This is a genomic window from Streptomyces sp. NPDC102514 (assembly GCF_055584525.1).
Window position 1 is genome coordinate 417,518 of the sequence record NZ_JBVJLW010000006.1, and the last position, 21,457, is coordinate 438,974.

Below are 21,457 nucleotides of genomic sequence, written 5' to 3' on the forward strand. Positions count from 1 at the left end.
GGTCCCCTCCGGCCCCGACCGGGCCGAGGCCCCTGCCCTCTCCCGGTCGTCCCTACCGTCGCTGCTGTCTCTACCGTTTCGTACCGCTTGGGCCTCTTAGGCCGATCCTGCCCCTTGTTGCGGTGCCGGGAACGGAAGCACGGCCACTGTTACGTTGTCGTGGCCCCCGCCGTCCAGGGCGTGGCCCACCAGGACCTGGGCGCTGTGCAGCGGCCGGTCGGCGGCGTCGGCCGGGATGACCTCGGCCATCTCCTCGGCGCCCTCGGCGTAGTTCCACAGTCCGTCGGTGCACACCACGACCACGCCGGGCCGGTCCGGTTTGAAGGAAGCGGTGTGCGGCTCCAGTTCGTACGCGTCCGCCCCGAGCCAGCCCGTGATGGCGTGGGCGCGGTCGTCCGCGTACGCCTCGGCCTCGCTCATCAGGCCCGCGGCGACCATCTGGGCCGCCCAGGAGTCGTCCTCGGTGAGCCGGGCGGGCGGTGCCGACCGGTCGACGGGCACCCAGTAGACGCGGCTGTCGCCGACCCAGCCGACGACCAGCAGGGTGGGGGTGACGACGGCGCCGACGAGCGTGCAGGCCGGGGCGTTCACATGCGGCTGGTGCTCCTGGGACGGGGCGGCGGGGTCCGCGAGGGAGTTGACCGCCTCGGCGGCGGCGAGGATCGCGTCGTGCATGGCCTGCTGCGGGTGCGTGCCGCAGGGCAGGGCGGCGAGCAGCGACTCGTTCGCGGTGCGGGAGGCCGCCAGGGAGGCCTCGTCGGGGCGGGTCGCCGAGGAGACGCCGTCGCAGACGATCGCGACGACCGCGGGCGAACCGTCGGGCAGCGCGGTCGCGGACACCGTGAACGCGTCCTCGTTGCGGTGGTGGCGCAGCCCGCGGTCGCTGACCGCGGCGACCGCGTCCAGCTCCTGCTCCATGTGGTCGCGCTCGCGCGGCTGCGCGTGGCCGCAGTTCTCGCAGTAGCCGTCCCGGTCGACCTGGCCCGCGCGGCACGCCACGCAGACCTTCAGACCGGTGGCGGGCGTCACGAGGTCGGCCGTCCGCGGGTCGGCGGGCGACGCCTCGATCGTGGGCACCTCGACGGTCGGCATCTCGTCCGCCGGGATCTCGGGAGGCAACGGGGCGGCGAGCGGGTACTCGTCCGGCTCGGCCGCGGCGCGGGCCGGCGCGTGGGCCGACGGCTGGTCATGCCCCTGCCCGTGCCCCTGGGCCGGCGACTGCGGTCGCGCATGCGGCTGGGCGGGCGAGGGGGGCTGCGACCGCTCCGGTGGCAGGGCGGACGACTGCGCGCGCGGTGGGACGGGCGAACCGGCGGGGCGGTCGAAGCGCACGCCGGGGCTGTCGGAGCCGCCCGACTCGCGGCCCTCGATGTCCGCCGGCAGCACCACGGCCGCCGGTGTGCCCGAGCTGTCGGCCTCGGGCGCGACGGGCCAGTCCACGGCGGTCACCGGGGCCACGGGCGCCGCCCCGGCCACGGCCGAAGGCGGCCGTGGCGCCGAGCCGTTCATGGTGATCGTGGGCTGGTCGTCCGGCGGCGCGGGCACGGCCGACAGGTCGTAGCCGCACGCACCGCAGAAGCGGTCTCCCGACTCCAGCGGTTCCTCACAGCTGGGGCAGGCGGCCAGTTGGGGCATCTGCGACATGAATTACACCCACGTCCGGGGGCGGTAGCGGTTGGCGCGCTCCACCAGATCGATCCTCTCCTCGCCACCCTGGGCGAGCCGGGCCAAGGTCCGGTACGAACGCTCCAGTCCGAAGCGCAGGCCCCGCTCGTCCAGGTCACTGCCGAGCAGTACGGTCCGCGCACCCGTGTTCGACGGGGCGGAACCCTGGATACCGGAGAGTACCCAGTCCAGGGCGCAGCCAAGGACCTCTGTGGACAACTGCTCGCGGCGCACCGCGTCCAGGCCGTACCCGTCCAGTGCCTCGACCTGGGCCGCGGCCGAGGTCAGGTCGTCCAGGAACGGCGCCACAGGGCCCTCAGAAGTCCCAGGAGTCACAGGGGCCCCTGGAGCCCCGAGCGGAGCCCCCGGCGCTCCCGGCGGGCGCGGAGCGGCCTCGGCCAGGCGCTGCCTCAGCCGCGCCCGGACCGCGGCGACCCGGGCCGCCGTGTAGTGGATCGAGGACTCCGGCACCGACTCCAGCGTCCGTACGGCGCCGGTGCGGTCGCCCGCCGCGAGCTGGACGCGCGCCAGGCCGAACGCGGCGCTGACATAGCTCGGGTCGGTCGTCCACACCAGGCGGTAGTACTCGGCGGCGTTGTCCAGCTGTCCGAGGACCTCCGCGCACAGGCCGAGGGCCAGCTTGGGCGCGGGCTCACCCGGGAACGCGTCGTAGATCGCGTCGAAGGACACCGCCGCCATCTCGTGGTCGCCGGCCGCGAGCGCGGCGACGCCCCGGTACCAGACGACCCGCCAGTCGTCGGGGTGGTCCGTCTCCAGCGTTTCGAGCGCCCTGGTCGCCTGGTCGAGCTCGCCCAGCTCCAGGCGGGCCCGCAGCTCGCGCAGCCGCAGCTCGGGGGAGCCGGCGGGCGCCGACTGCAGGGCGCTGATCAGCTCCCCGGGCGCGGACGTCATGAGGCCGGCCAGGAAGCCGGCGTTCGGATCGCCGGGGTCGACATGGGGGACCGGGAGCGCGAGCGAGGCGGCCGAGGTGTTCAGCGGTTTCACGAGGGAGGCCGGAGCGGGCGCCAGAAGAGGGGAACTGTTTGCCCCCGCACCCGTACCCGTACTTGCCCCCGTACCCGTACCCGCACCCGTCCGGGTCTCGGGTGAGCCGTTCGCTCCCGCCGTCAGCTGCGGCGAACCGTTCGTTCCGGCCCTCGGAGCCGGTGATCCGTATGCTCCGGCAGGCAGCTGCGGTGAGCCGTTCGCCCCGGCCGGCACGGCCGGCGCGCCCTTCCTCTCCCGCTTCCCCCGCTTCTCCCGTACGGGCTCCACCCGTACGCCCAGCCGCGACACGTCGCCGCTCAGCTTGCCGAACAACTCCGTGTCCGTGACCTTCAGTTCGGGTCCGAACAGGGTGGACAGCGCGGGCCGCGCCCGGCCCGTCTGCATGGAGACGACCTCGCGCAGCACCCCCGTGAGCTGCTCGGCCATCTCCTGCGCGGAGGCGAACCTGCGGGCCGGGTCGGGGTCGGTGGCCCGTACGAGCAGCCGGTAGAACGACTCGTAGGTGCGGAAGACCTCGATGTTGTCGGGGTCGGGCAGGGAGTCCACGAACACGTTCGTGTAGCCCTGGAAGTCGAAGGTCATCACGGCCAGGGTGCGGGCGACCGTGTACAGGTCGGAGGCGACCGAGGGGCCGACGTCGGCGACCTCCGGGGCCTGGTAGCCGACCGTGCCGTAGATGGCCGACTCGTCGTCGTCCATCCTGCGCACCGCGCCCATGTCGATCAGCTTGAGCTGGTCCTCGGTCTGTATCGCGTTGTCGACCTTGAAGTCGCAGTACAGGAGGTTGCGGCTGTGCAGATGGCCGAGCGCCTCCAGCGCCTCGATGCCGTACGCGCAGGCCTGCTCCACCGGCAGCGGGTCGCGCTTGCCGGTCGCGGTACGGCGGTCGTTGGCGATCTCCTTGAGGGACTTGCCGCCGACGTACTCCATGACGATGTAGCCGTCGAGGGAGCCGGTGCGCTGGTCGAGGTGCTCCACGAAGTTGTAGATCCGCACGATGTTCGAGTGCTCGATCTCGGCGAGGAAGCGGCGCTCGGAGATCGCGGCGGCCATGGCGTCCTGGTCGCCCGTGTCGAGGAGGCCCTTGAGGACCACCCAGCGGTCGGACACCGCCCGGTCCACGGCGAGATAGACCCAGCCGAGCCCGCCGTGCGCCAGACAGCCCATGACCTCGTACTGACCGTGCACGATGTCGCCGGTCTGCAGCTTCGGCACGAACGAATACGGGTGGCCGCACTTGGTGCAGAAACCCTCCGTACGGCCGGACCGCTCCCCGCGCGAACGCCCCACCGGCGCCCCGCAGTCGGACCGCGAGCAGAATCGCTTCCGCTCCGGAACCTCGGGGTTCTCCTGCACCATCGCGCGCGGATCGGGCCGCGGCACGTCCGGCACCTGTACGAGGCCGACGCCGAGCCGGCCGCGACTGGAGGACCCGGCCGCCGAACCGGAGCTGCGCACCGACACCGAACGGCCCGTCGACCGCCCCGAGACGGCCCGCGAGAGGCGGCCCGACACCGAACGCCGGGACTGCGCGGAACGTGACGTGGAGCGGGCGGACGCACGGGAGCCGGAGCGTGAACTCCCGCTGCCCGAACCGCGGGAGCCCCTGCCGCCCGCCGTGATCCCGGTCGGCGGCGAACCCACCATGCCGGTCGACGAGACGACCGGCGCCAGACCGCAGGTGTCGCAGTACAGCTCGCCGCCGCCCATGTCCTCGTACGACCCGGGGCAGCCGGGCCGCTGACACTGCTTCTGCTGACTCTCCTGACTCGGCCGGCTTTCGTTCGGCTGACTCATGACTCCCCCCTCCGGTCCTGTGGCCCGCCGTCCCCGGGGACCCTCGGCACCAGTACTTCGGCGGCTGCCTGCTGATAGCGCAGCACCGCCTGTTCCGCCACGCGCAAGTCGCAGGGCGCACTCCACAGCATGCGGCGCGCCGCGTCGTACCGCTCCACCAGCAGCGGATCCTCGGCGAAGCCCAGCCGTGCGACCTTCGCCTTGTACGCGTCGAGCCGGCCGCGCAGCTCCGCGCGGACCGCGAGCGGCGCGGTGACCGCGGTCAACGACTCGCGGGCGCGCAGCAGTTCGTCCTCGGCCTTCTCCTCCAGGGACTCCAGCAGGGGCGACAGACGGTGCCACTGCGCGTGCCTGCGGTACTCGGAGGCCATGGCCAGCTGTTCCTGCAGCGCGGTCGGCGGGCCGCTCACCGCGGGCACCTCGGAGGCGGCGATCTTCGCCAGCACCTCGCCGCGCGCGCTCCTCGCCTCGGCCAGCGTGCGGTCCGCGCGGCTCAGCACGTCCCGCAGCCGCACCAGCCGCGCCTCCGCGTCCTGCCGCACGGTGAGCACGGCGTCGATCTCGCGGCGCACCTCTTCCAGGGCGCGCGCCTCGCGGTCGTAGCGCGTCGTGTCGGGACGGCCGCCGCCCGGCGCCGAACTCCCCTGCGCGGGAGCCCAGAAGGCCAGCGGGTCGGACACCACCTGCTCGCGCAACGACGTCAGGGTGCGGGTGATCCGCTCCAGGTCGTCGCCCGAGGGGTGCTCACCGGGCCGTACGCCCACGGAGTGCGCGAGCCTGCGGGTGCGCTGCAGCTCTGCGGCCAGTAAATCTATCCGCGCGGGCAGTGCCGACCAGACGGCGTCGGCCGTGACGACCATGTCCAGCGAGGTCGCGTACAACTCGTTCATCCGCTCGACGAGTTCGGCGAGGGTGAAACGTTCGCTCAGCCGGCCCGTGCCCGCCATCGTGGGCGCGGCGGCCGTCGCGGAGGCGCTGCCGGCCACCGTGACGCTCTCGCCGCGCAGCAGTTCCGTCAGTTCCACGAGGTCGTCGCGGCTGGACCAGCGTCTGCGGGAGCGGATCTCGCGGGCGGAGCGCAGCGCGTCGGCGTACGCGTCGAAGTAGGACCAGAGCAGGGTGATCGACGCCTCGGCGGTGCCCCAGCGCTCCTTGGTGGTGCCCGTCAGCTCGGCACCTTCGAGGAGTCTGCGGCCCGCGTGGTCCTGAAGGGCGAGGAGGGAGGTCTCGATGGCCTCGTGCTCCGCGCCGAGCCGCGCCAGCGCACGGTCCACCTCGTCCCGGTCCAGTACCGGCCCGGATGGTCCCGCGACGCCCATCGATCACCCCTCGTTTCCTGTTGCCCGCGCTGGTCTGTCCTGTACCGCTCGTCCCGCGCCGCTCATCTCGTCGTCCCGGTGCGAAATCATCCGCATCATCCGTGGAACTACGGGAGTGTCATGGTCATTTGTACTGGACCGGGGGTGGCCCGGACGACTCACCGAGGCTCTCGGCGAGCCACTTGTCGTACGACGTCTGCCACCCGTCCTTGCGGTAGTCCACGAGGATCTGGTTGACCCGGCGCACCAGATCGTCGGCGCCCTTCTTCATCGCCACGCCGTAGAACTCGTCCGTGAACGGCTTGCCCTTGAGCCCGACCGTCGGGTCCTGTGCGGCCTGGCTCGCGGCGAGCGCCCCGTCGGTCACCACGGCGTCGGCCTCGCCGAGCTGCAGCCGTACCAGACAGTCGAGTTGGTTCGGCACGGTGCGGTCCCTGAACTTGGCGGACGCCGGGAGGGTGCCGTCCCCCTCGGCCGCCTTCAGCGCTTCCAGGGCGGTCGAGCTCTTCGCCGTGCAGATGCGTTTGTCCGCCAGGGACTTGTCGAGCCCGGTGATGTCCGACTTCTTCGGGGCGAGCACCTGCTGGCCGGTCTCGAAGTACGGCGAGGAGAAGGCGACCTGTTTTAGCCGGTCGCAGTTGATCGTCATGGTGCGTACCACCATGTCGACCTTTTCGCCCTGGATCGCCTTGATGCGCTGATCGGTGGGGATGGCCCGGAAGCGGACGTTGTTCGGCTTGTCTCCGACGATCTTGTTCGCGATCTCGTGCGCGAGGTCGATGTCGAAGCCCTCCAGCTCGGCGTTGTCCGACTCGCTGTTCGGGTCGCGGTAGCCGAAGCGGTAGCTGTTCTGGTCGACGCCGACGACCAGGTAGCCGCGCGTCTTGATCTTCTGGACCGTCTTGCCGTTCTGGTCGCCCGAGGACGGCGACAGACTCTGCTTCTCGGGGTCGGGGCAATCCTCTGCGGCCCTGACCTGGTCGCCCCTGGCCGTGCCCGGCGCGGCGAGGTCCTCGGCGTCGTCCCCACGTGACTGGGTCACCGGCAGCAGCAGTGCGAAGACCACCGCCAGGGCACAGACGACCGCCATGGCCGCCACACCGCCCCAGCCCCTCAGGCTGGCCCGCAGACGTCGTGCGTTCATCGTCATGCCCCCTCTCACCGGTACTCCGACAGCCTGCGCCCGATGCCCAGCACCGCGCCGGCCGCGGCCAGCACGGCGAGCACCGCGGCGCCCACCACGAGGCCGTTCATCGCGCCCCGGCCGTCACCGGCCGCCTGCTCGAACTCGGCGCGCTCGTGCGTGAGCGCTGCCGCCAGATTCTTGTCCACGCTGTCGAAGCACTCGCCCGTCGGCTTGTCGGCCTTCGAGCCGATGATCCGGACCAGCGCGCCCTGGTAGTCGCCCAGCTGGTCCTTCTCGCGGGCCTCCGCGTGCCGCTGCTTCCAGACCTTCATGTTGCCTGTCGCGGCCTCGACCGGCTTCACGCCCGCGGCGTCGTCGGCGAGGTCCTCGGCGGCGGCCAGTTTCGCGGTGAGGTCCTTCATCTGCTTCTCGAAGTCGTAGTCGAACGTGTCGACCGACTCGGTCCCGGCCTCGGTGACCACGTCCTTGGTCTCCGCGCCGCGGGAGACCAGCGTGAGGTTCTCGTTGCTGCGGGCCTTGAGCGAGGCGAGCCGGGCGTCGTTCAGCGTGGTCAGAGAGCGCACACCGTGGTCGTACGAATCGTTCAGCCCGGCGCGGGCGACGGTGTGGCCGACGACCAGCCAGAGCAGGACGACCGTGGTGGCCGCGGTGGCGGCGACCAGGCCGTGGTTCAGCACGCGGTTGGTGCGGCGGTAGTTGCGTCGCTGCGCCCACACGAGACCGCCGACGGCCACGACGCCGGCGCCGATCGCGATCCACGGATAGGGCGTCGCGTCGTCGTAGTCGGAGCGCAGCCGCTGGTTCTCCACCTTGTAGAGCCGCTCGGCGTCTTTGAGCATGATCTGCATCTTCGCGTTCGCGTACCGCAGGTAGGCGCCGCCAAGGGGGTAGCCCTGCCGGTTGTTGGCGCGGGCCCGCTCGACCAGGCCCTTGTACACGGGAAGCATCGTGTTCAGCTCGGTGATGGTCTTCGCCGAGGTGGAGCCGGGCTGGGAGTTGGCCGCCGCCGTCACCAGTTTGTCGGCGGCCTGGCCGATGTTGCGCTCGTAGTCGTCGCGGGACCTCTTCGTCTCCTGGCCGCCCGCGAGGAAGCCGCTGGACGCCGCCGTGTTGGCGGCGGCCAGGGAACGGTAGATGTCCGCGGCGTCGGCGCTCAGCGGCTGGCTGCTGTGCAGCACGTCGTCGGCGGCGGCGGAACGGTCCGTCATCTCCCAGGCGGTGAGCGCGCCGAACGCGACGACCAGGACGGCGAGGACCGCGCCGATGATGCGCAGCCGCCCCGGCTCGGTGGTCGCCCCGGCCCGCAGCCGGTCGACGCCCTCCGCCCACGCCGTGCGCCTCGGGGGCCCGGCGTCGGGCGCGCCCGGCCGGCCCTGCGACCCCGGCGGCGTGGCCTGCGGCGGGACCGCAGGCGACGCGCCCGCCCGCCCCTGCGGTGGCGCCGCGGTGCTGTGCTGCTGGTGTGTCACCTGACCTCCCCCATGGTCGTCGCCGGTCACCTCCGCCCGGCGCCGAGGAGCACGGGAAGAGACGCACGGCCGCAAGTATCGCCGCCGGGACCGACATCCGAACAGGCCTTGACGCGATCTTGGTCGGATTGCGGCCCGGCGAAGATCCCGCACCCCCCTGTTCATGAATACGCCAACCCGAACTGTTCGGTTCCCGGCGTGCTCAGACCCTCTCGTAAAACTCCCTCACGCGGGCGTGCGCCCGGGCCGGGGCGCCCTGGTGGTCGAGGCCGAGGAGCGCGGCCCCGAGGACCGGGCGGACGGTGACGACCCGGGGTACGGCCTTGGGGGCCCGCTCGGCCAGCAGCTCCCGTACGCGGTCGTCGAGTTGGGGGTGGCGGGCGGCCAGCACACCGCCGCCGAGCAGGACGGGCGCCTCCTCGCCCAGCAGGTCGAGGCGGGTCAGGGCGACGACCGCCATGGACACCACCTCGTCCGCCAGCCGGTCGACGAGGGCGCGGGCCACCGGGTCGCCGTCCGCGGCCGTGGCGAACAGGACCGGCGTCAGCTCGTGGCGCCGCGCGTCCTCGACGCGGCCCAGGTGCAGGGCCTCGATCAGCGCGTACATCGTGTCCAGGCCGAAGTGCGCGGGCAGGGCGCGGGCCAGTTCGGTCGGGGCGCCCCGGCCGTCCTCGGCGCGCGCCGCGTGCCACAGCGCCTCCTCGGCGAGGCCCCAGCCGCCGCCCCAGTCGCCGGAGACCCGGCCGAGGGCGGGGAAGCGGGCGACCCGGCCGTCGGGTCGCATGCCCACGCAGTTGATGCCCGCGCCGCACACCACGGCGACGCCCCGCGGCTCCTCGACACCGGCGCGCAGTATCGCGAAGGTGTCGTTGCGGACGTCCACGGTCGCCCCCCACGCGCGCGCGTGCAGCGCGGCGGCCAACTGCTCCTCCTCCACGGGCAGATCGGCGTTGGCGAGACACGCGGAGACATGGCCGACCGCGCTGACGCCCGCGGCGGCGAAGGCCCGGCCGACGGCGTCGGCGAGCGTGTCCACCGCCTCCCGGACGCCGACGACGGGCGGCCGGAACCCGCCGCCGCGCGCCGTGCCGAGCACGCTCCCGTCGCCCGCCACCACCGCGACGTCGGTCTTGCTGTTCCCCGCGTCCACGGCGAGGACGGTGTGTTCGGCCTCCATACGGGCGGCGGGGTCGGTGTCTTCGGGCCCCGTGTGGGACGCGCTCATGCCCACGCGAGGTGCTCCCGGTTGTGCGCGATCAGCCGGTCGGTGAGGCCGTCGGCCAGTGCGTACTGGCCGACCAGGGGATGGGCGAGCAGCGCCCGGAACACCCGCTCGCGGCCCCCGCGCAGGGCGGCCTCCAGGGCCAGGTCCTCGTACGCGGTCACGTTCGCCATCAGCCCCGCGAACAGCGGGTCCACCGGCGCCACGGGCAGCGGGGCGGCCCCCGAGTGCCCGACCGCCGCCTGCACCTCGATCACGGCGTCGTCGGGCAGGAACGGCAGCGTCCCCCGGTTGTAGGTGTTCACCACCTGGTACGGGCTGCCGCCCCCGCCCAGCAGCGACGCGGCGAGGTCGACGGCGGCCTCCGAGTAGAAGGCCCCGCCCCGCTTGCCCAGCAGCGCCGGCTTCTCGTCGAGCGCCGGGTCGCCGTACATCGTCAGCAACTCCCGCTCCATCTCGGCGACTTCCGCGGCCCGCGACGGCTTCGTACCCAGCTCCCGTACGACCTCGTCGTGCGCGTAGAAGTAGCGCAGGTAGTAGGACGGGACGACTCCCAGGCGGTCGAGGACGCCGCTCGGCAGGCGCAGGTCGCCGGCGATGGTGTCGCCGTGCTCGGCGAGCAGCTTCGGGAGGACGTTCTCGCCCTCCGGGCCACCGAGGCGCACATGGGTTTCCCACGTGAGGTGGTTGAGGCCCACATGGTCCAGATGCACATCGGTGGGGGCGACCCCCAGCATCGTGGCGAACTTCCGCTGGAATCCGATCGCCACGTTGCACAGTCCGACCGCCTTGTGACCGGCCTGGAGGAGGGCGCGGGTCACGATGCCGACGGGGTTGGTGAAGTCGATGATCCAGGCGTCCGGGTTGGAGCGCCGGACGCGCTCGGCGATGTCCAGCACCACCGGGACCGTACGCAGCGCCTTGGCGAGGCCGCCCGCGCCGGTGGTCTCCTGGCCGACGCAGCCGCACTCCAGCGGCCAGGTCTCGTCCTCGTTGCGGGCGGCCTGGCCGCCCACGCGGAGCTGGAGCAGCACGGCGTCGGCGCCCTCGACACCCGCGTCGAGATCGTCGGTCGTGGTGATCCGCCCGGGGTGCCCCTGCTTGGCGAAGATGCGCCGGGCCAGCCCGCCGACGAGTTCGAGGCGGTCGAGCGCCGGGTCGACGAGGACCAGTTCCTCGACGGGCAGGGTGTCGCGCAACCGCGCGAAGCCGTCGATGAGTTCAGGGGTGTAGGTGGAGCCCCCGCCCACTACTGCGAGTTTCATTCTCAGCCCTTCACTCCGGTGAGCGTGACGCCTTCGACGAACGCCTTCTGTGCGAAGAAGAACACAAGGATCACGGGTGCCATGACCAGGACGGTCGCGGCCATCGTCAGATTCCAGTCGGTGTGGTGCGCGCCCTTGAAGGACTCCAGGCCGTAGCTCAGGGTCCAGGCGCCGGGGTTCTCGGACGCGTAGATCTGCGGTCCGAAGTAATCGTTCCAGGCGTAGAAGAACTGGAAGAGCGCGACGGCCGCGATACCCGGTTTGGCCATCGGCAGCACCACCTTCAGCAGGGTCTTCAGGTCCCCGCACCCGTCGACCTTCGCCGCGTCGATGTACTCGTTCGGGATCGTCATCAGGAACTGCCGCAGCAGGAAGATGGAGAACGCGTCGCCGAACGCCATCGGGATGATCAGCGGCCACAGCGTGCCCGACAGATCCAGCTGCTTCGCCCAGAACAGGTACATCGGGATGATGATGACCTGCGGCGGCAGCATCATCATCGAGATGACCAGCATCAGCGACAGGTTCCGGCCACGGAAGCGGAACTTGGCGAGCGCGTACGCCACCGGGATCGAGGACGCGACCGTCAGCGCGGTGCCGGCGCCCGCGTACAGGAGGGTGTTCTTCCACCAGGTGAGGAAGCCGGGGGTGTCGAATACCTTCGTGTAGTTGCCCCACTCCCAGGTGTCCGGGACGAGGTCCCTGGTGAGCGTCTGGTCGTCGCTCATCAGCGAGGTCAGGACGACGAACACGAAGGGCAGCACGAAGAACAGCGCGGCGGCGACCCCGAGCGCGTGCACGGCGATCCACTCCAGGAGCGCCTTGCGCCGGGCGGTGCGCTCGGCGGCCGTGACGGGCGGCTTCGGGGACTCGGGCCCCGACTCCGCCGTCGTGAGCGGTACGTGGGCTTCAGTCGTCTGGGTCATGGTCAGTCACCTGCCTGGATGAGTCCGCCGCGGCGCCGCATCAGGAACGCGGTGAACGCCATGGACAGCGCGAACAGCACCAGCGCGACCACGCACGCGGAGCCGTAGTCGAACCGCTGGAAGCCGAGGTTGTAGACGAGCTGCGGCAGGGTGAGCGTCGACTTGTCGGGGTACCCCGGTTCGAACTGCTGGCCCGAGCCGCCGATGATCCCGGAGGCGACCTTCCCGGCGACCAGCGGCTGCGTGTAGTACTGCATCGTCTGGATGACGCCCGTGACCACGGCGAACATCACGATCGGCGAGATGTTCGGCAGCGTCACGAACCGGAACCGCTGCCAGGCCGACGCGCCGTCCAGCTCGGCGGCCTCGTACTGCTCCGTCGGTACGTCGAGCAGCGCGGCCATGAAGATGACCATCAGGTCGCCGACGCCCCACAGGGCCAGCATGGTGAGCGCGGGCTTGGACCAGGTGGCGTCCGTGAACCAGCCGGGCGTCGGCAGACCGAGGTCGCCGAGCACCGAGTTCACGGGTCCCGTACCCGGGTTGAGCAGGAACACGAAGGCCAGCGTGGCGGCGACCGGCGGCGCGAGGTAGGGCAGGTAGAACAGCGTGCGGAAGACACCCGTACCGGTCTTGATCTTCGTGATCAGCAGGCCGATCCCCAGGCCGAAGACGACCCGGAAGGTGACCATGACGAGCACCAGCCACAGGGTGTTGCGCAGCGCCGGCCAGAACATGGGGTAGTCGTTGAAGACGTAACTCCAGTTCTCCAGCCCCCGGAACTCCGGGACGCCGAAGCCGTCGTACTTCATGAAGGAGAAGTACACGGTCGAGATCAGCGGGTAGGCGAAGAAGACGCTGAAGCCGATCAGCCACGGTGACATGAAGGCGGCCGTGCGCAGAGCCTGTTTCCTGCGTTTCGTCCGCAGGGTGGGTGAGGCCGTGGAGGCGGGGAGTGTGGACATCGGGCGCTACTTCGCCTGCTCGATGTCACGGTCGATCTGGTCGGCGGTCTTCTTCAGACCGGCCTTCAGATCCTTCACCTTGCCGGACTCGTACTGGTAGCCGAAGTCCTGGAGTGTCGTCTGGTACGTCGAGCCGTTGACGGAGGCCGGCGGGGTGTTCGACTGCGGGTGCTGGGCGATGTCCACGAAGGTCTTGAAGCCGTCCTCGACCTTCAGGTCGGGCGACTTGAGCGCGTCGAACGTGGACGGCACGTTGTGGATGGCGTTGGCGAACGACACGACGGCCTCGGTGTCGGTCGTCATGTACTTCATCAGTTCCCAGGCCGCGTTCTGCTTCTTGCTCTGCGGCGCGATACCCATGATCGTGCCGGACAGGAACCCCTTGCCGTACTCGTCCACCTCGTCGTCGGCGACGGGCATGGGGGCGGTGCCGATCTCGAACTTCACCCCCGCGTCCTTCGCCATCCCCAGCCGCCACTCGCCGTCGAGCTGCATCGCCACCTGGCCGGTCTGGAAGGGGTGCTTGGCGCCCCACTCGTCGCCGAACGTGTTGCGGTACTTCTCCAGCTTCTGGAAGCCGCCGAGATCGTCGACGAGCTTCTTCTGGTACGTGAACATCTCCGCGAAGGCCGGGTCGTCGGCGATGTTCGACTTGGCGCTGTCGTCGAAGTAGGAGTGGTCCCACTGCGACATGTAGTGGTCCACCACGGTCTCGTAGCCGTGGAAGTTCGGCATGAAGCCGAGCTGTTCGTACGAGTCGCCCTTGGCCTCGGTGAGCTTCTTCGCGTCCTTCGCGAACTCGGTCCAGGTCTTCGGGGGCGTCTTGATGCCGGCCGCCGCGAAGGCGTCCTTGTTGTAGTAGAGGCCGTACGCGTCGCCGAGCAGCGGCAGCGCGCACCGGGTGCCCTCGAACTGGGTGTACTCCAGCATCGGCTTCGGGATGATCGCGTCCAGGTCGAGCTTCGACTTCTCGATGAACGGCTTGAGGTCGGCGAAGGCGCCGGACGAGCAGAACTTGCCCACGTTGGACGTGGTGAACGAGGAGACGACGTCGGGCCCGTTCGAACCGCCCGCGCGCAGCGCCTGGTTGAGCTTGTCGTCGTTGATGTTGCCGACGACCTTCACCTTGATGTTGGGGTGCGCCTTCTCGAAGCGGGCGATGTTCTCCTCGATCGCCTTCACCTCGGCGGGCGCGCTCCACCCGTGCCAGAAGGTGATCGTGGTCTTCGCGTTCGGGTCGTCCGTGGCACCGGAACCGGACGAGCCGGTACAGCCGGTGCCGCCGGTGGCGAGGAGGACTATCGACGCGGCGGCGAGCACCGCTTTACGGGGCATTCCGGGCATGACGGGGTCTCCCTATGAGCAGGGCGGGCTGGACGGGGGAAGAGGGCGGAGCCGGGGTGAGGGGTGTTCAGTGGCCCTTCATCGGGCCGGTCGGGGGCTGGTCAGTGGGCGGAGGTGTCGAAGACCTCGTCGCGGGTGGCGGCGAGCGCGCTCTCCAACGCGCCGCGCAGCACGGGCTGTTCGTGTACGTCGCCGACGACGAGCCGGGGCCGGGACGCGGCCAGCTCCTCCAGCTCGGCCTGCACCAGCGCGCGCAGGGGTTCGCCGCCCCTGCTGAGCGAGGCGCCGCTGAGGACGACGAGTTCGGGGTCGAGGACGGAGACGAGCGAGGCGAGACCGGTGGCGAGACCGGTCGCGTATGTCTTGAGGAGTTCCCGGTGCGGGCCCGCGTCGATGTCCGCGGCCTGTTCGACGAGTGCGGCGGCGACCTCGCTGTACGGGCCGGTGGGGATGGGCTTGATGCCGAGTTCGCGGGCGAGTTTCGGAATGGCCTGGGAACCGGCCAGTTCCTGGTAGCCACCGCTGTTGGCCTTGGTGACGTGCCGGACGAGGGGCGCGCCGGGGACGGGCAGGAAGCCGACCTCGCCCGCGCCGCCGGTCCAGCCGCGGTGCAGCCGTCCGCCGAGCACCAGGGCGGCGCCCAGGCCTCCCTCGTTCCACAGCAGGACGAAGTCGTCGTGGCCCCGGGCCGCGCCGAGCCGCTGTTCGGCGACGGCGGCGAGGTTGACGTCGTTCTCGTACTCGACGGGCATCGGCAGCGCCGCCGCGAGCTCGTCGAGCAGGGCGGGGGAGTGCCAGCCGGGCAGGTGGGAGGCGTAGCGCAGCCGGCCCGTGTTCGGGTCGAAGGCGCCGGGGGTGCCGATGACGAGCCGCTGGATGTCGGCCCGGGCCAGCCCCGCCGCCTTCACCGCGCCGTCGAGGGCGTCGGTGACCTGCCGTACGACGGTGTGGGCGGCGCGCCGTCCCGGGGTCGCCAGTTCGTACTCGCCGACCGTCCGCCCCGTCACATCGGCGACGGCGGCGAGGATCCGCTCGGGGGTCACGTCGAGCCCGGCGGCGTACGCGGCGGAAGGATTCACCGCGTACAGCTGCGCGTTGGGCCCGGGGCGCCCCTCGCTGGTCCCGGTGACGACGACGAGCCCCGCGGCCTCCAGCCGGGCGAGCAGCTGGGAGGCGGTCGGCTTCGAGAGCCCCGTCAGCTTGCCGATCCGGGTCCGGGAGAGCGGGCCGTGCTCCAGCAGGAGGTCGAGCGCGGCGCGGTCGTTCATGGCGCGCAGCACGCGCGGGGTGCCCGGGGTACCGGATGTTGCTGCCATGACTGTCGACACCTGCCTCTCGGCTGACCAGCTTCCCAGTGTGATTACCGGAAAGTCCACCGAAGGATCACCGCTGCGATCACTGTTAGGAAACTTTCCTATCGATGGGAGGAAGGTAGGCCGGGGGCGGGGGAGGCGTCAACAGGTTGCCCCCGCGGCAACAGAGTCGTTACCTGCGGGGGCGGGGTGGTGCGAGGGCGTCCGTGGAGGCTCACTCGAAGAACTTGAGGCTGAACCCGGTGTTGGTGGGGGAGCCCGGGACGTTGGCGCGGCTGTAGGTGGTGTTGCCCCACCAGACGGCCGTGCCGGTGTACCAGTAGCGGTTCGACCACGAGTACGGCGTGCCCTTCGCGACCGCGTGGAACATCGTCGGGAAACGGTTGCCCGACGGCGGCCCGGCGGTGGCGTCGCCACGCGGCAGGACGAACGTGTGGTGGCCGGGGCCGTCGACGTTCAGCGTCGGGTCCCAGCCGGACATCATGGTCGCGCGGTGGGACCCGAACAGGCAGCCGTTGGACTTGTACCAGTCCCACACGTACGTCGGATCGCCGCCGGCGCGCAGCCGCAGGTCGGCGATGCAGTACTGGTCGCTCCAGCTGCCGTTCGCGGAGTACGCGATGTGCAGCTGCCCGTTGGGGTCGACGATCGGCTGGGGCGCCTCGTTGATGTACGGGTTGCCGACGATCCGCTCCCACGACTCGCGGGGCTGCGAGATGACGTACCGGTCGCCGGTGGAGGTGGTGGGGCCGCTCAGCCGGGCGACGTACAGGTTCTGCTCGACGTTGGTGTCACCGGCCCAGCCGGACCAGACGAACCAGCGCTGGCCGTTGAAGGTGAAGGGGGCGCCGTCGATGGCCCACTTGTCGCCGGGGAGGGCGACCTTGGTGGCGGCGGAGTAGCCGCTGGCCGGGCTGGCCGAGCTGATGTGGTACATCCGGTGGGCGGCGCCGGTGCCGGCGGCGAAGTAGATGCGGTAGGCGCCGTCGTGGTGCACGATCTCGGGCGCCCAGACCTCACCGAGCCCGCCGGTGTCCCGCCACACCTGCTGCTTGGGCGCGGCGGCGATGCCCTCCAGGGTGGCCGCGGTCCGCACGGCGATCCCGCCGTCCACGGACTTGGCGGCGACGTAGAGGTCACCGACCTTGATGACACTGGGGTCGGCGCCACCGAGGGTGGTGCGGCCGAGGGTGCCCGCGGTGACGGCCTCGGCGGGCCCGGCGGTGGCCGCGGCCTGCCCGAGAGCGAGGAGGAGAACGGCGGCAAGCCCGAACGGAACCAGGCGGGCGAGCCGGCTGCGGGTGGGAGACATCCGGGGGGTTCCTCCTGATCGTGTCCACGTCAGAGAGCGCTCTCGGATCATCTCCGGGTGGGGGGCAGCCGTCAATATGGCGGGGCCAGAGGTACGGCATTCGATTACGGGGTCCAGGGGGACGAGTGAACGACAAGCAGCTCATCGAGAAGTTGGTCGAACATCCTGAGAGTTACGGCCTGAACGGCACCTATCACTCGACGGCCATGTTCCTCACGGGGGTCGACGCCGGAAGGTCGGGCGGGCTGATGCGGGGCTTCACGGAGTGGCTGGTGGTCCGCAGGGGCGAGTTGAACAGCTTCTACTGGCACAAGCTCGTGCTTCTGGACCAGTTCCCCGACATGCCGCTCAACGACTGGAAGGACCAGGGCCACCTGACTCCGGAGCAGCATGGAGAGGCCGTGGATCGCTTGCTCTCGCTCGTCCTTGAGTTCCTGGACGTACGGGACCGGCCGCAGGAACTGGGCCTGATGTACGCGCGGTACGAAGCGATGTTCGCGCACGTCCGGGGGTAGGCCGTGCGCGTGCTCAGTGTCGGTGGGGACCGTCGAGCGCTCGTGCGGCGGTGAACTCCGCCCACGCCGTGGGGGAGAGGTGGAGTATCGGGCCGTCGGGGGACTTGGAGTCGCGGACGGCGACGGTGTGCGGGGCGTTGAGGGCGACTTCTACGCACTCGCCGGAGAAGGTGCTGTAGCTGGACTTCACGAAGTGGAAGTCGGACACGGTCAGATCTCCTTGCGCAGGCCGTCGATGAGGGTGATGGAGTCGCGCGGGGCCAGAGCCAGGCGAGCTGTGCGGTTGAAGCGCTCGCTGTACATGGTGCCCTTCGTTTCGTCCTCGACCCACATTGGGCCTGTCAGGGAGTCCACCTGAACCACGTCGAGTGCCTCGGTCTCGGCGAAGGAGAGAATGCTGAACGGTCCGGCGATGCAAGGGTGTCCACCGGCGCGGAACGGAACCACTTGCAGGCGTACGTTCGGCAGTGCGGTGAGGTCCAGCAGGTGCTCCAGTTGTGCATGCATGACAGTGGTGCCGCCGACCTGTTGGCGTAGCGCGGCTTCCCAGACCATCGCGTACACCGTGACCGGGCGTGCACCCAAAAGCCGCTCCTGACGCCTCTGTTTGACCTCGACCCAGCGTTCGATGTCGTTCGGATCCTCCCAGTCGCCCTCGCTCACGGAGAGCGCACGGGTGTACTCGGACGTCTGGAACAGGCCGGGCACGAGCGAGGACTGCCAGTTGCGGATGTGGGTCGCCGCGTCCTCCATGGCGACGTACTCGGCCAGACCGCCGGCGTTGGGCGAATGCTGCCACCAGCCCTTGGCCTTGCGGCGTTCACGGTCCAGTTTCGCCAGTTCCAGGAGCCGGGCGAGCGTGTCGCGGTCCTCCAGCCCGTACAACTCGCACAGAACACGGATGTCCGGGTCCCGCATGGGCACCCATCCCCGTTCCATCTTCACGATCTTCGAGTTGGTCGCGTTGATGACCTCGGCCGCCTGATGCTGGGTTTTCGCCGAGGCGTCACGTAGCCGAAGCAACTCGCCACCGAGCTTGCGCCCAAGGACAGTTGATACCCGGTTCCCTAGTTGCGCTGTCCCATTCATGGGTTCAGTGTCGCCCCGCTCACCCCAGGCCGGATGCCACCTTCACTCTTTGGAGACAAATATCTCCGAGTGACTTGCATCCGAGATTGCTGCCTCTCTACTTTCAGTGCTCAATCGCTGACTCAGCGGAGTCGTTTGCTGCCCGAGAGGTACGTGTCCCATGGCTGAACCCCTCCTTCGCGAGGACTCCCTCGACTACACCCCCCTCGCCCACAGCGTCACGCTCGCCCGGCGGCGGGCCGCGCGGCTCGTCGGGGAGTGGGGGCATCCCGACCGCGCCGGGGATGTCGCCGTGGTCGTCTCGGAGTTGATGAGCAACGCCCTGCTGCACGGCAGCCTCCAGGACCGGCTGATCCGCGCGCGGATCTCACTCGGCGCCGCCGCGCTCCGCGTCGAGGTCGGCGACCCGCGAGGGGACCGGCTGCCGTGGCCCCGCCCGGCGCAGGACACCGACCAGTTCGGCCGCGGACTGCTGCTCGTCGCGGCCCTGGCGGACCGGTGGGGCGTAGAGGTACGCGGCGCCGACAAGACCGTCTACGCGGAGTGGGGACTCACGGGCGTGGGCGCGTGCCACAGGGGCGCGCGACGAGCAGAAGGGGCGGCCGATGATCACGCCGTACGCGGACCAGGACGGTCCGCTCATTCCCCGGCCTGAACTGATCCTTCCGGCGCTGCGTCAGGCCGTGGCCACTGTTGTACCGTCGCGGCTTCCCGAATTCTTCGAGGATCTGCAGAAGGCGTTCGTCCGTGCCGGGGACGAGGACAGCGTCGTACCGATCCGGATGTTCTACCGGCAGTGGGGCGTCGTCGTCGAGATCGAGCGGTACCCCGCGACTCGTGAGCGGGTGATCCGGGAGGCCGGGGAAATCGTGCGCACGGCGCACCGTGAGGTCGCGGGTGGCTGACTGGCAGTGGGCACTGTTCCAGGACGACCTGCTGGACGGTCTGCCGACGGCGGCATCACCGATGCGCGAGGCGAGCGGATCGCGCTGGTGCAGGTGAACTGGTTCGGCTGAAAGCCTGCCTGATCATGCCGGGCGGCACTTGGCGAACCGTGCGGAGTTGCGCGTCGGGCGCCGCGTTCGCCGACCGGCTCGGCTACTCCGGCGGCTCCAGGAAAGGGGCCGTCTCCAGTGTCGGGTACGGGGCCGGGAGCGGGAGTGCGCGGCCCAGTTCGACCTTGACCTCGGTGGCGTAGTACGCCTCTGTGGGGTCGTCGCCGGGGGTGATCGGGTCGGAGTGGCAGTGGGCCGTCCTCCGGTGACGGTTGATCACGATGTAGAGGGGGACGTCGGCGGCGGCGTAGGTGCGCAACTTGGGGCCGGTGTCCGTCTCGTGGTTGGTGGAGGTCACCTCGCCGACCAGGGCGATCATGTCGATGGGTTACCAGCCCTTGTGGGCCCTGCGATACGACTCGTCCAGCTCCGTCGCCTTGCGGCGGCGTACATAGAAGTCCGGGATGAGCAGGGCCATGGTGCGGCCGTCCTTGTGGGCTGCCCGGTAGCCGTTGCCCATGCCCACCAGGCGTAGTCCGGCGGCGCGGAACTGGAAGGACAACTCGAAAGCGCCGTCATTGTGGTTGTCGTTCGGTGCCGGCGGCACGATGACCGTCCCTTCGACGTACTCGGGTCGGATCGGCGTCTCGGACGCTTCCTCGAACGCGATCAGCAGATCGATGGGGTCCTGCTGCGTCATGACCGGCTCCATGCTGAGTTCGGCACTCACTGATGCTTCTCCTCGCCACGCTGTTGCCAGGCTACGCCCGTTCCGGGTGCCCCGGGCAGAACCATGAGGCACCCGCACCCCATGTGACCTGCGAATGCTGTGGGGGTTCACCCGAACGAGCACGCTGAACCGTTAAGGCGGTCGTGCCGGGCTGTGAATGCGAGCGGGGGCGGCTTCCGGATCGCACCGGAAACCGCCCCGCACGCGCATCAGCCCGTATGAGAAACCTCTCGCCCCTACTTCGCCCCGCTCGACGGAACGACGGCCGGCGGGGTCAGGGGGGACGCCGCCTGGGACTGTGCCGAGCCTGTGTTGGAGTACGCCGACGGGGCCGCCATGCCCGCCGTCGGGTCGGCGGCCGGGGCGTCCTCTGCCGGGATCGGGAGGCCGCCGACGATGCTGATGTCCGCGCGGTCGAAGGCCTGCTTGATGCGCCAGCGCAGTTCGCGTTCGACGGAGAGGGCCTTGCCCGGCATGGTCTTCGCGCTGACGCGTACGACCATCGAGTCCAGGATGACGCTGTCCAGGCCCAGTACCTCTATCGGGCCCCACAGGCGCTCGTTCCAGGGCTCGTCCTTGCTCATCGCCTCGCCGACCTCCGCGAGGACCGAGCGGACGCGGTCGAGGTCCTCGTCCGAGCGGACCGTGACGTCGACGCCGGCCGTGGCCCAGCCCTGGGAGAGGTTGCCGATGCGCTTGACCTCGCCGTTGCGGACGTACCAGATCTCGCCGTTGTCGCCGCGGAGCTTGGTGACCCGCAGGCCCACCTCGATGACCTCGCCGGACGCCACCCCCGCGTCGACCGTGTCCCCTACGCCGTACTGATCCTCAAGGATCATGAAAACGCCGGAGAGGAAATCCGTCACGAGGTTGCGGGCGCCGAAACCGATCGCCACGCCCGCCACACCGGCGGAGGCCAGCAGCGGCGCCAGATTGATCTGGAACGTGCCCAGGATCATCAGCGCCGCCGTGCCCACTATCAGGAAGGACGCGACCGAACGGAGGACGGAACCGATGGCCTGGGAGCGCTGGCGGCGGCGTTCGACGTTGACCAGGAGGCCGCCGAGCGCCGTGCCGTCGACCGCCTGGGCCGTTCGGTTCATCCGGTCGATGAACTTCGTGATGGTCCGCCGCACGGCCACTCTCAGCACCACCGCGATGATGACGATGAGCAATATGCGCAGTCCGATGCTGAGCCAGGTGGACCAGTTCTGCTCCACCCAGCTGGCGGCGTTGGTGGCGCTTTCCTGGGCGTCCTGGAGCGTCGGTGACGTCGGTTCCTCGGTGGGATCGGCGGCCGACAGGACGGACAAGAACACGGCAGGTACCTCCAGGCGTAGCGGCCCGCCCGTGGCAGGGGACATTTGGTGGAATGC

At 70.4% G+C, this 21,457-nt stretch carries 20 protein-coding genes; 3 read left to right on the forward strand and 17 right to left on the reverse strand.

Features of this window, described 5'->3' with window-relative positions:
• Positions 1 to 96 precede the first annotated feature (96 nt).
• The 12 genes from ACZ60E_RS18615 to ACZ60E_RS18670 all read right to left on the reverse strand — a co-directional run bounded on the left by ACZ60E_RS18615 (position 97) and on the right by ACZ60E_RS18670 (position 16,752).
• Positions 97 to 1,644: a PP2C family serine/threonine-protein phosphatase gene (locus tag ACZ60E_RS18615; protein WP_469441693.1), complete on the reverse strand. Its 1,548-nt coding sequence runs from the start codon at positions 1,642 to 1,644 to the stop codon at positions 97 to 99.
• A 3-nt stretch (positions 1,645 to 1,647) separates the two neighbouring features.
• Positions 1,648 to 4,470, reverse strand: coding sequence for a serine/threonine-protein kinase (locus ACZ60E_RS18620; protein ID WP_469441696.1), 2,823 nt, complete (start codon positions 4,468 to 4,470; stop codon positions 1,648 to 1,650).
• Positions 4,467 to 5,789, reverse strand: a complete 1,323-nt coding sequence (locus ACZ60E_RS18625; protein WP_107016184.1) for a coiled-coil domain-containing protein — start codon at positions 5,787 to 5,789, stop codon at positions 4,467 to 4,469. Before ACZ60E_RS18625 ends, ACZ60E_RS18620 begins: the two co-directional genes overlap by 4 nt.
• A gap of 124 nt (positions 5,790 to 5,913) precedes the next feature.
• On the reverse strand, positions 5,914 to 6,933 hold the full coding sequence (locus tag ACZ60E_RS18630; RefSeq protein WP_469441699.1) for a glutamate ABC transporter substrate-binding protein: 1,020 nt from the start codon (positions 6,931 to 6,933) through the stop codon (positions 5,914 to 5,916).
• Between the two features lie 14 nt (positions 6,934 to 6,947).
• Entirely contained in the window at positions 6,948 to 8,405 is a 1,458-nt protein-coding gene (locus tag ACZ60E_RS18635; protein ID WP_469441701.1) for a hypothetical protein, read from the reverse strand.
• A 202-nt stretch (positions 8,406 to 8,607) separates the two neighbouring features.
• Positions 8,608 to 9,582 carry an N-acetylglucosamine kinase gene (locus ACZ60E_RS18640; RefSeq protein WP_469441816.1) on the reverse strand — a complete coding sequence of 325 codons (975 nt, stop codon included), beginning with the start codon at positions 9,580 to 9,582 and terminating at the stop codon, positions 8,608 to 8,610.
• A 44-nt stretch (positions 9,583 to 9,626) separates the two neighbouring features.
• Positions 9,627 to 10,892: a 6-phospho-beta-glucosidase gene (locus tag ACZ60E_RS18645; RefSeq protein WP_453792827.1), complete on the reverse strand. Its 1,266-nt coding sequence runs from the start codon at positions 10,890 to 10,892 to the stop codon at positions 9,627 to 9,629.
• Positions 10,893 to 10,894: 2 nt separating this feature from the next.
• A complete protein-coding gene (locus tag ACZ60E_RS18650; RefSeq protein WP_384802452.1) occupies positions 10,895 to 11,818 on the reverse strand; it encodes a carbohydrate ABC transporter permease in 924 nt (307 codons plus the stop codon).
• Positions 11,819 to 11,820: 2 nt separating this feature from the next.
• On the reverse strand, positions 11,821 to 12,783 hold the full coding sequence (locus ACZ60E_RS18655) for a carbohydrate ABC transporter permease (protein ID WP_469441703.1): 963 nt from the start codon (positions 12,781 to 12,783) through the stop codon (positions 11,821 to 11,823).
• Between the two features lie 6 nt (positions 12,784 to 12,789).
• On the reverse strand, positions 12,790 to 14,127 hold the full coding sequence (locus ACZ60E_RS18660; RefSeq protein WP_469441706.1) for an ABC transporter substrate-binding protein: 1,338 nt from the start codon (positions 14,125 to 14,127) through the stop codon (positions 12,790 to 12,792).
• 101 nt (positions 14,128 to 14,228) lie between these two features.
• The gene (locus tag ACZ60E_RS18665; RefSeq protein WP_384802462.1) at positions 14,229 to 15,443 is read right to left on the reverse strand and encodes an ROK family transcriptional regulator; all 1,215 of its coding nucleotides are present in this window, start codon (positions 15,441 to 15,443) and stop codon (positions 14,229 to 14,231) included.
• 211 nt (positions 15,444 to 15,654) lie between these two features.
• A complete protein-coding gene (locus tag ACZ60E_RS18670; RefSeq protein WP_469441710.1) occupies positions 15,655 to 16,752 on the reverse strand; it encodes a glycoside hydrolase family 43 protein in 1,098 nt (365 codons plus the stop codon).
• Between the two features lie 125 nt (positions 16,753 to 16,877).
• Here ACZ60E_RS18670 and ACZ60E_RS18675 point away from each other — a divergent pair, with 125 nt between their 5' ends.
• Positions 16,878 to 17,267 carry a hypothetical protein gene (locus ACZ60E_RS18675; protein ID WP_384802469.1) on the forward strand — a complete coding sequence of 130 codons (390 nt, stop codon included), beginning with the start codon at positions 16,878 to 16,880 and terminating at the stop codon, positions 17,265 to 17,267.
• A gap of 13 nt (positions 17,268 to 17,280) precedes the next feature.
• On the opposite strand, the gene ACZ60E_RS18680 is transcribed toward ACZ60E_RS18675, so the two are convergent.
• Positions 17,281 to 17,475, reverse strand: coding sequence for a DUF397 domain-containing protein (locus ACZ60E_RS18680; protein ID WP_469441712.1), 195 nt, complete (start codon positions 17,473 to 17,475; stop codon positions 17,281 to 17,283).
• Positions 17,476 to 17,477: 2 nt separating this feature from the next.
• A complete protein-coding gene (locus ACZ60E_RS18685) occupies positions 17,478 to 18,290 on the reverse strand; it encodes a helix-turn-helix domain-containing protein (RefSeq protein ID WP_469441715.1) in 813 nt (270 codons plus the stop codon).
• A 226-nt stretch (positions 18,291 to 18,516) separates the two neighbouring features.
• Here ACZ60E_RS18685 and ACZ60E_RS18690 point away from each other — a divergent pair, with 226 nt between their 5' ends.
• Positions 18,517 to 19,011, forward strand: a complete 495-nt coding sequence (locus ACZ60E_RS18690) for an ATP-binding protein (protein ID WP_469441716.1) — start codon at positions 18,517 to 18,519, stop codon at positions 19,009 to 19,011.
• A gap of 28 nt (positions 19,012 to 19,039) precedes the next feature.
• A complete protein-coding gene (locus tag ACZ60E_RS18695) occupies positions 19,040 to 19,261 on the forward strand; it encodes a hypothetical protein (protein WP_469441718.1) in 222 nt (73 codons plus the stop codon).
• A gap of 193 nt (positions 19,262 to 19,454) precedes the next feature.
• Here ACZ60E_RS18695 and ACZ60E_RS18700 read toward each other — a convergent pair whose 3' ends face one another.
• The 3 genes from ACZ60E_RS18700 to ACZ60E_RS18710 form a co-directional block, all read right to left on the reverse strand.
• Positions 19,455 to 19,730, reverse strand: coding sequence for a Uma2 family endonuclease (locus ACZ60E_RS18700; RefSeq protein ID WP_469441720.1), 276 nt, complete (start codon positions 19,728 to 19,730; stop codon positions 19,455 to 19,457).
• Positions 19,731 to 19,739: 9 nt separating this feature from the next.
• Positions 19,740 to 20,081, reverse strand: coding sequence for a hypothetical protein (locus ACZ60E_RS18705; RefSeq protein ID WP_469441721.1), 342 nt, complete (start codon positions 20,079 to 20,081; stop codon positions 19,740 to 19,742).
• A gap of 236 nt (positions 20,082 to 20,317) precedes the next feature.
• The gene (locus ACZ60E_RS18710; protein ID WP_384802481.1) at positions 20,318 to 21,445 is read right to left on the reverse strand and encodes a mechanosensitive ion channel family protein; all 1,128 of its coding nucleotides are present in this window, start codon (positions 21,443 to 21,445) and stop codon (positions 20,318 to 20,320) included.
• Positions 21,446 to 21,457 lie beyond the last annotated feature (12 nt).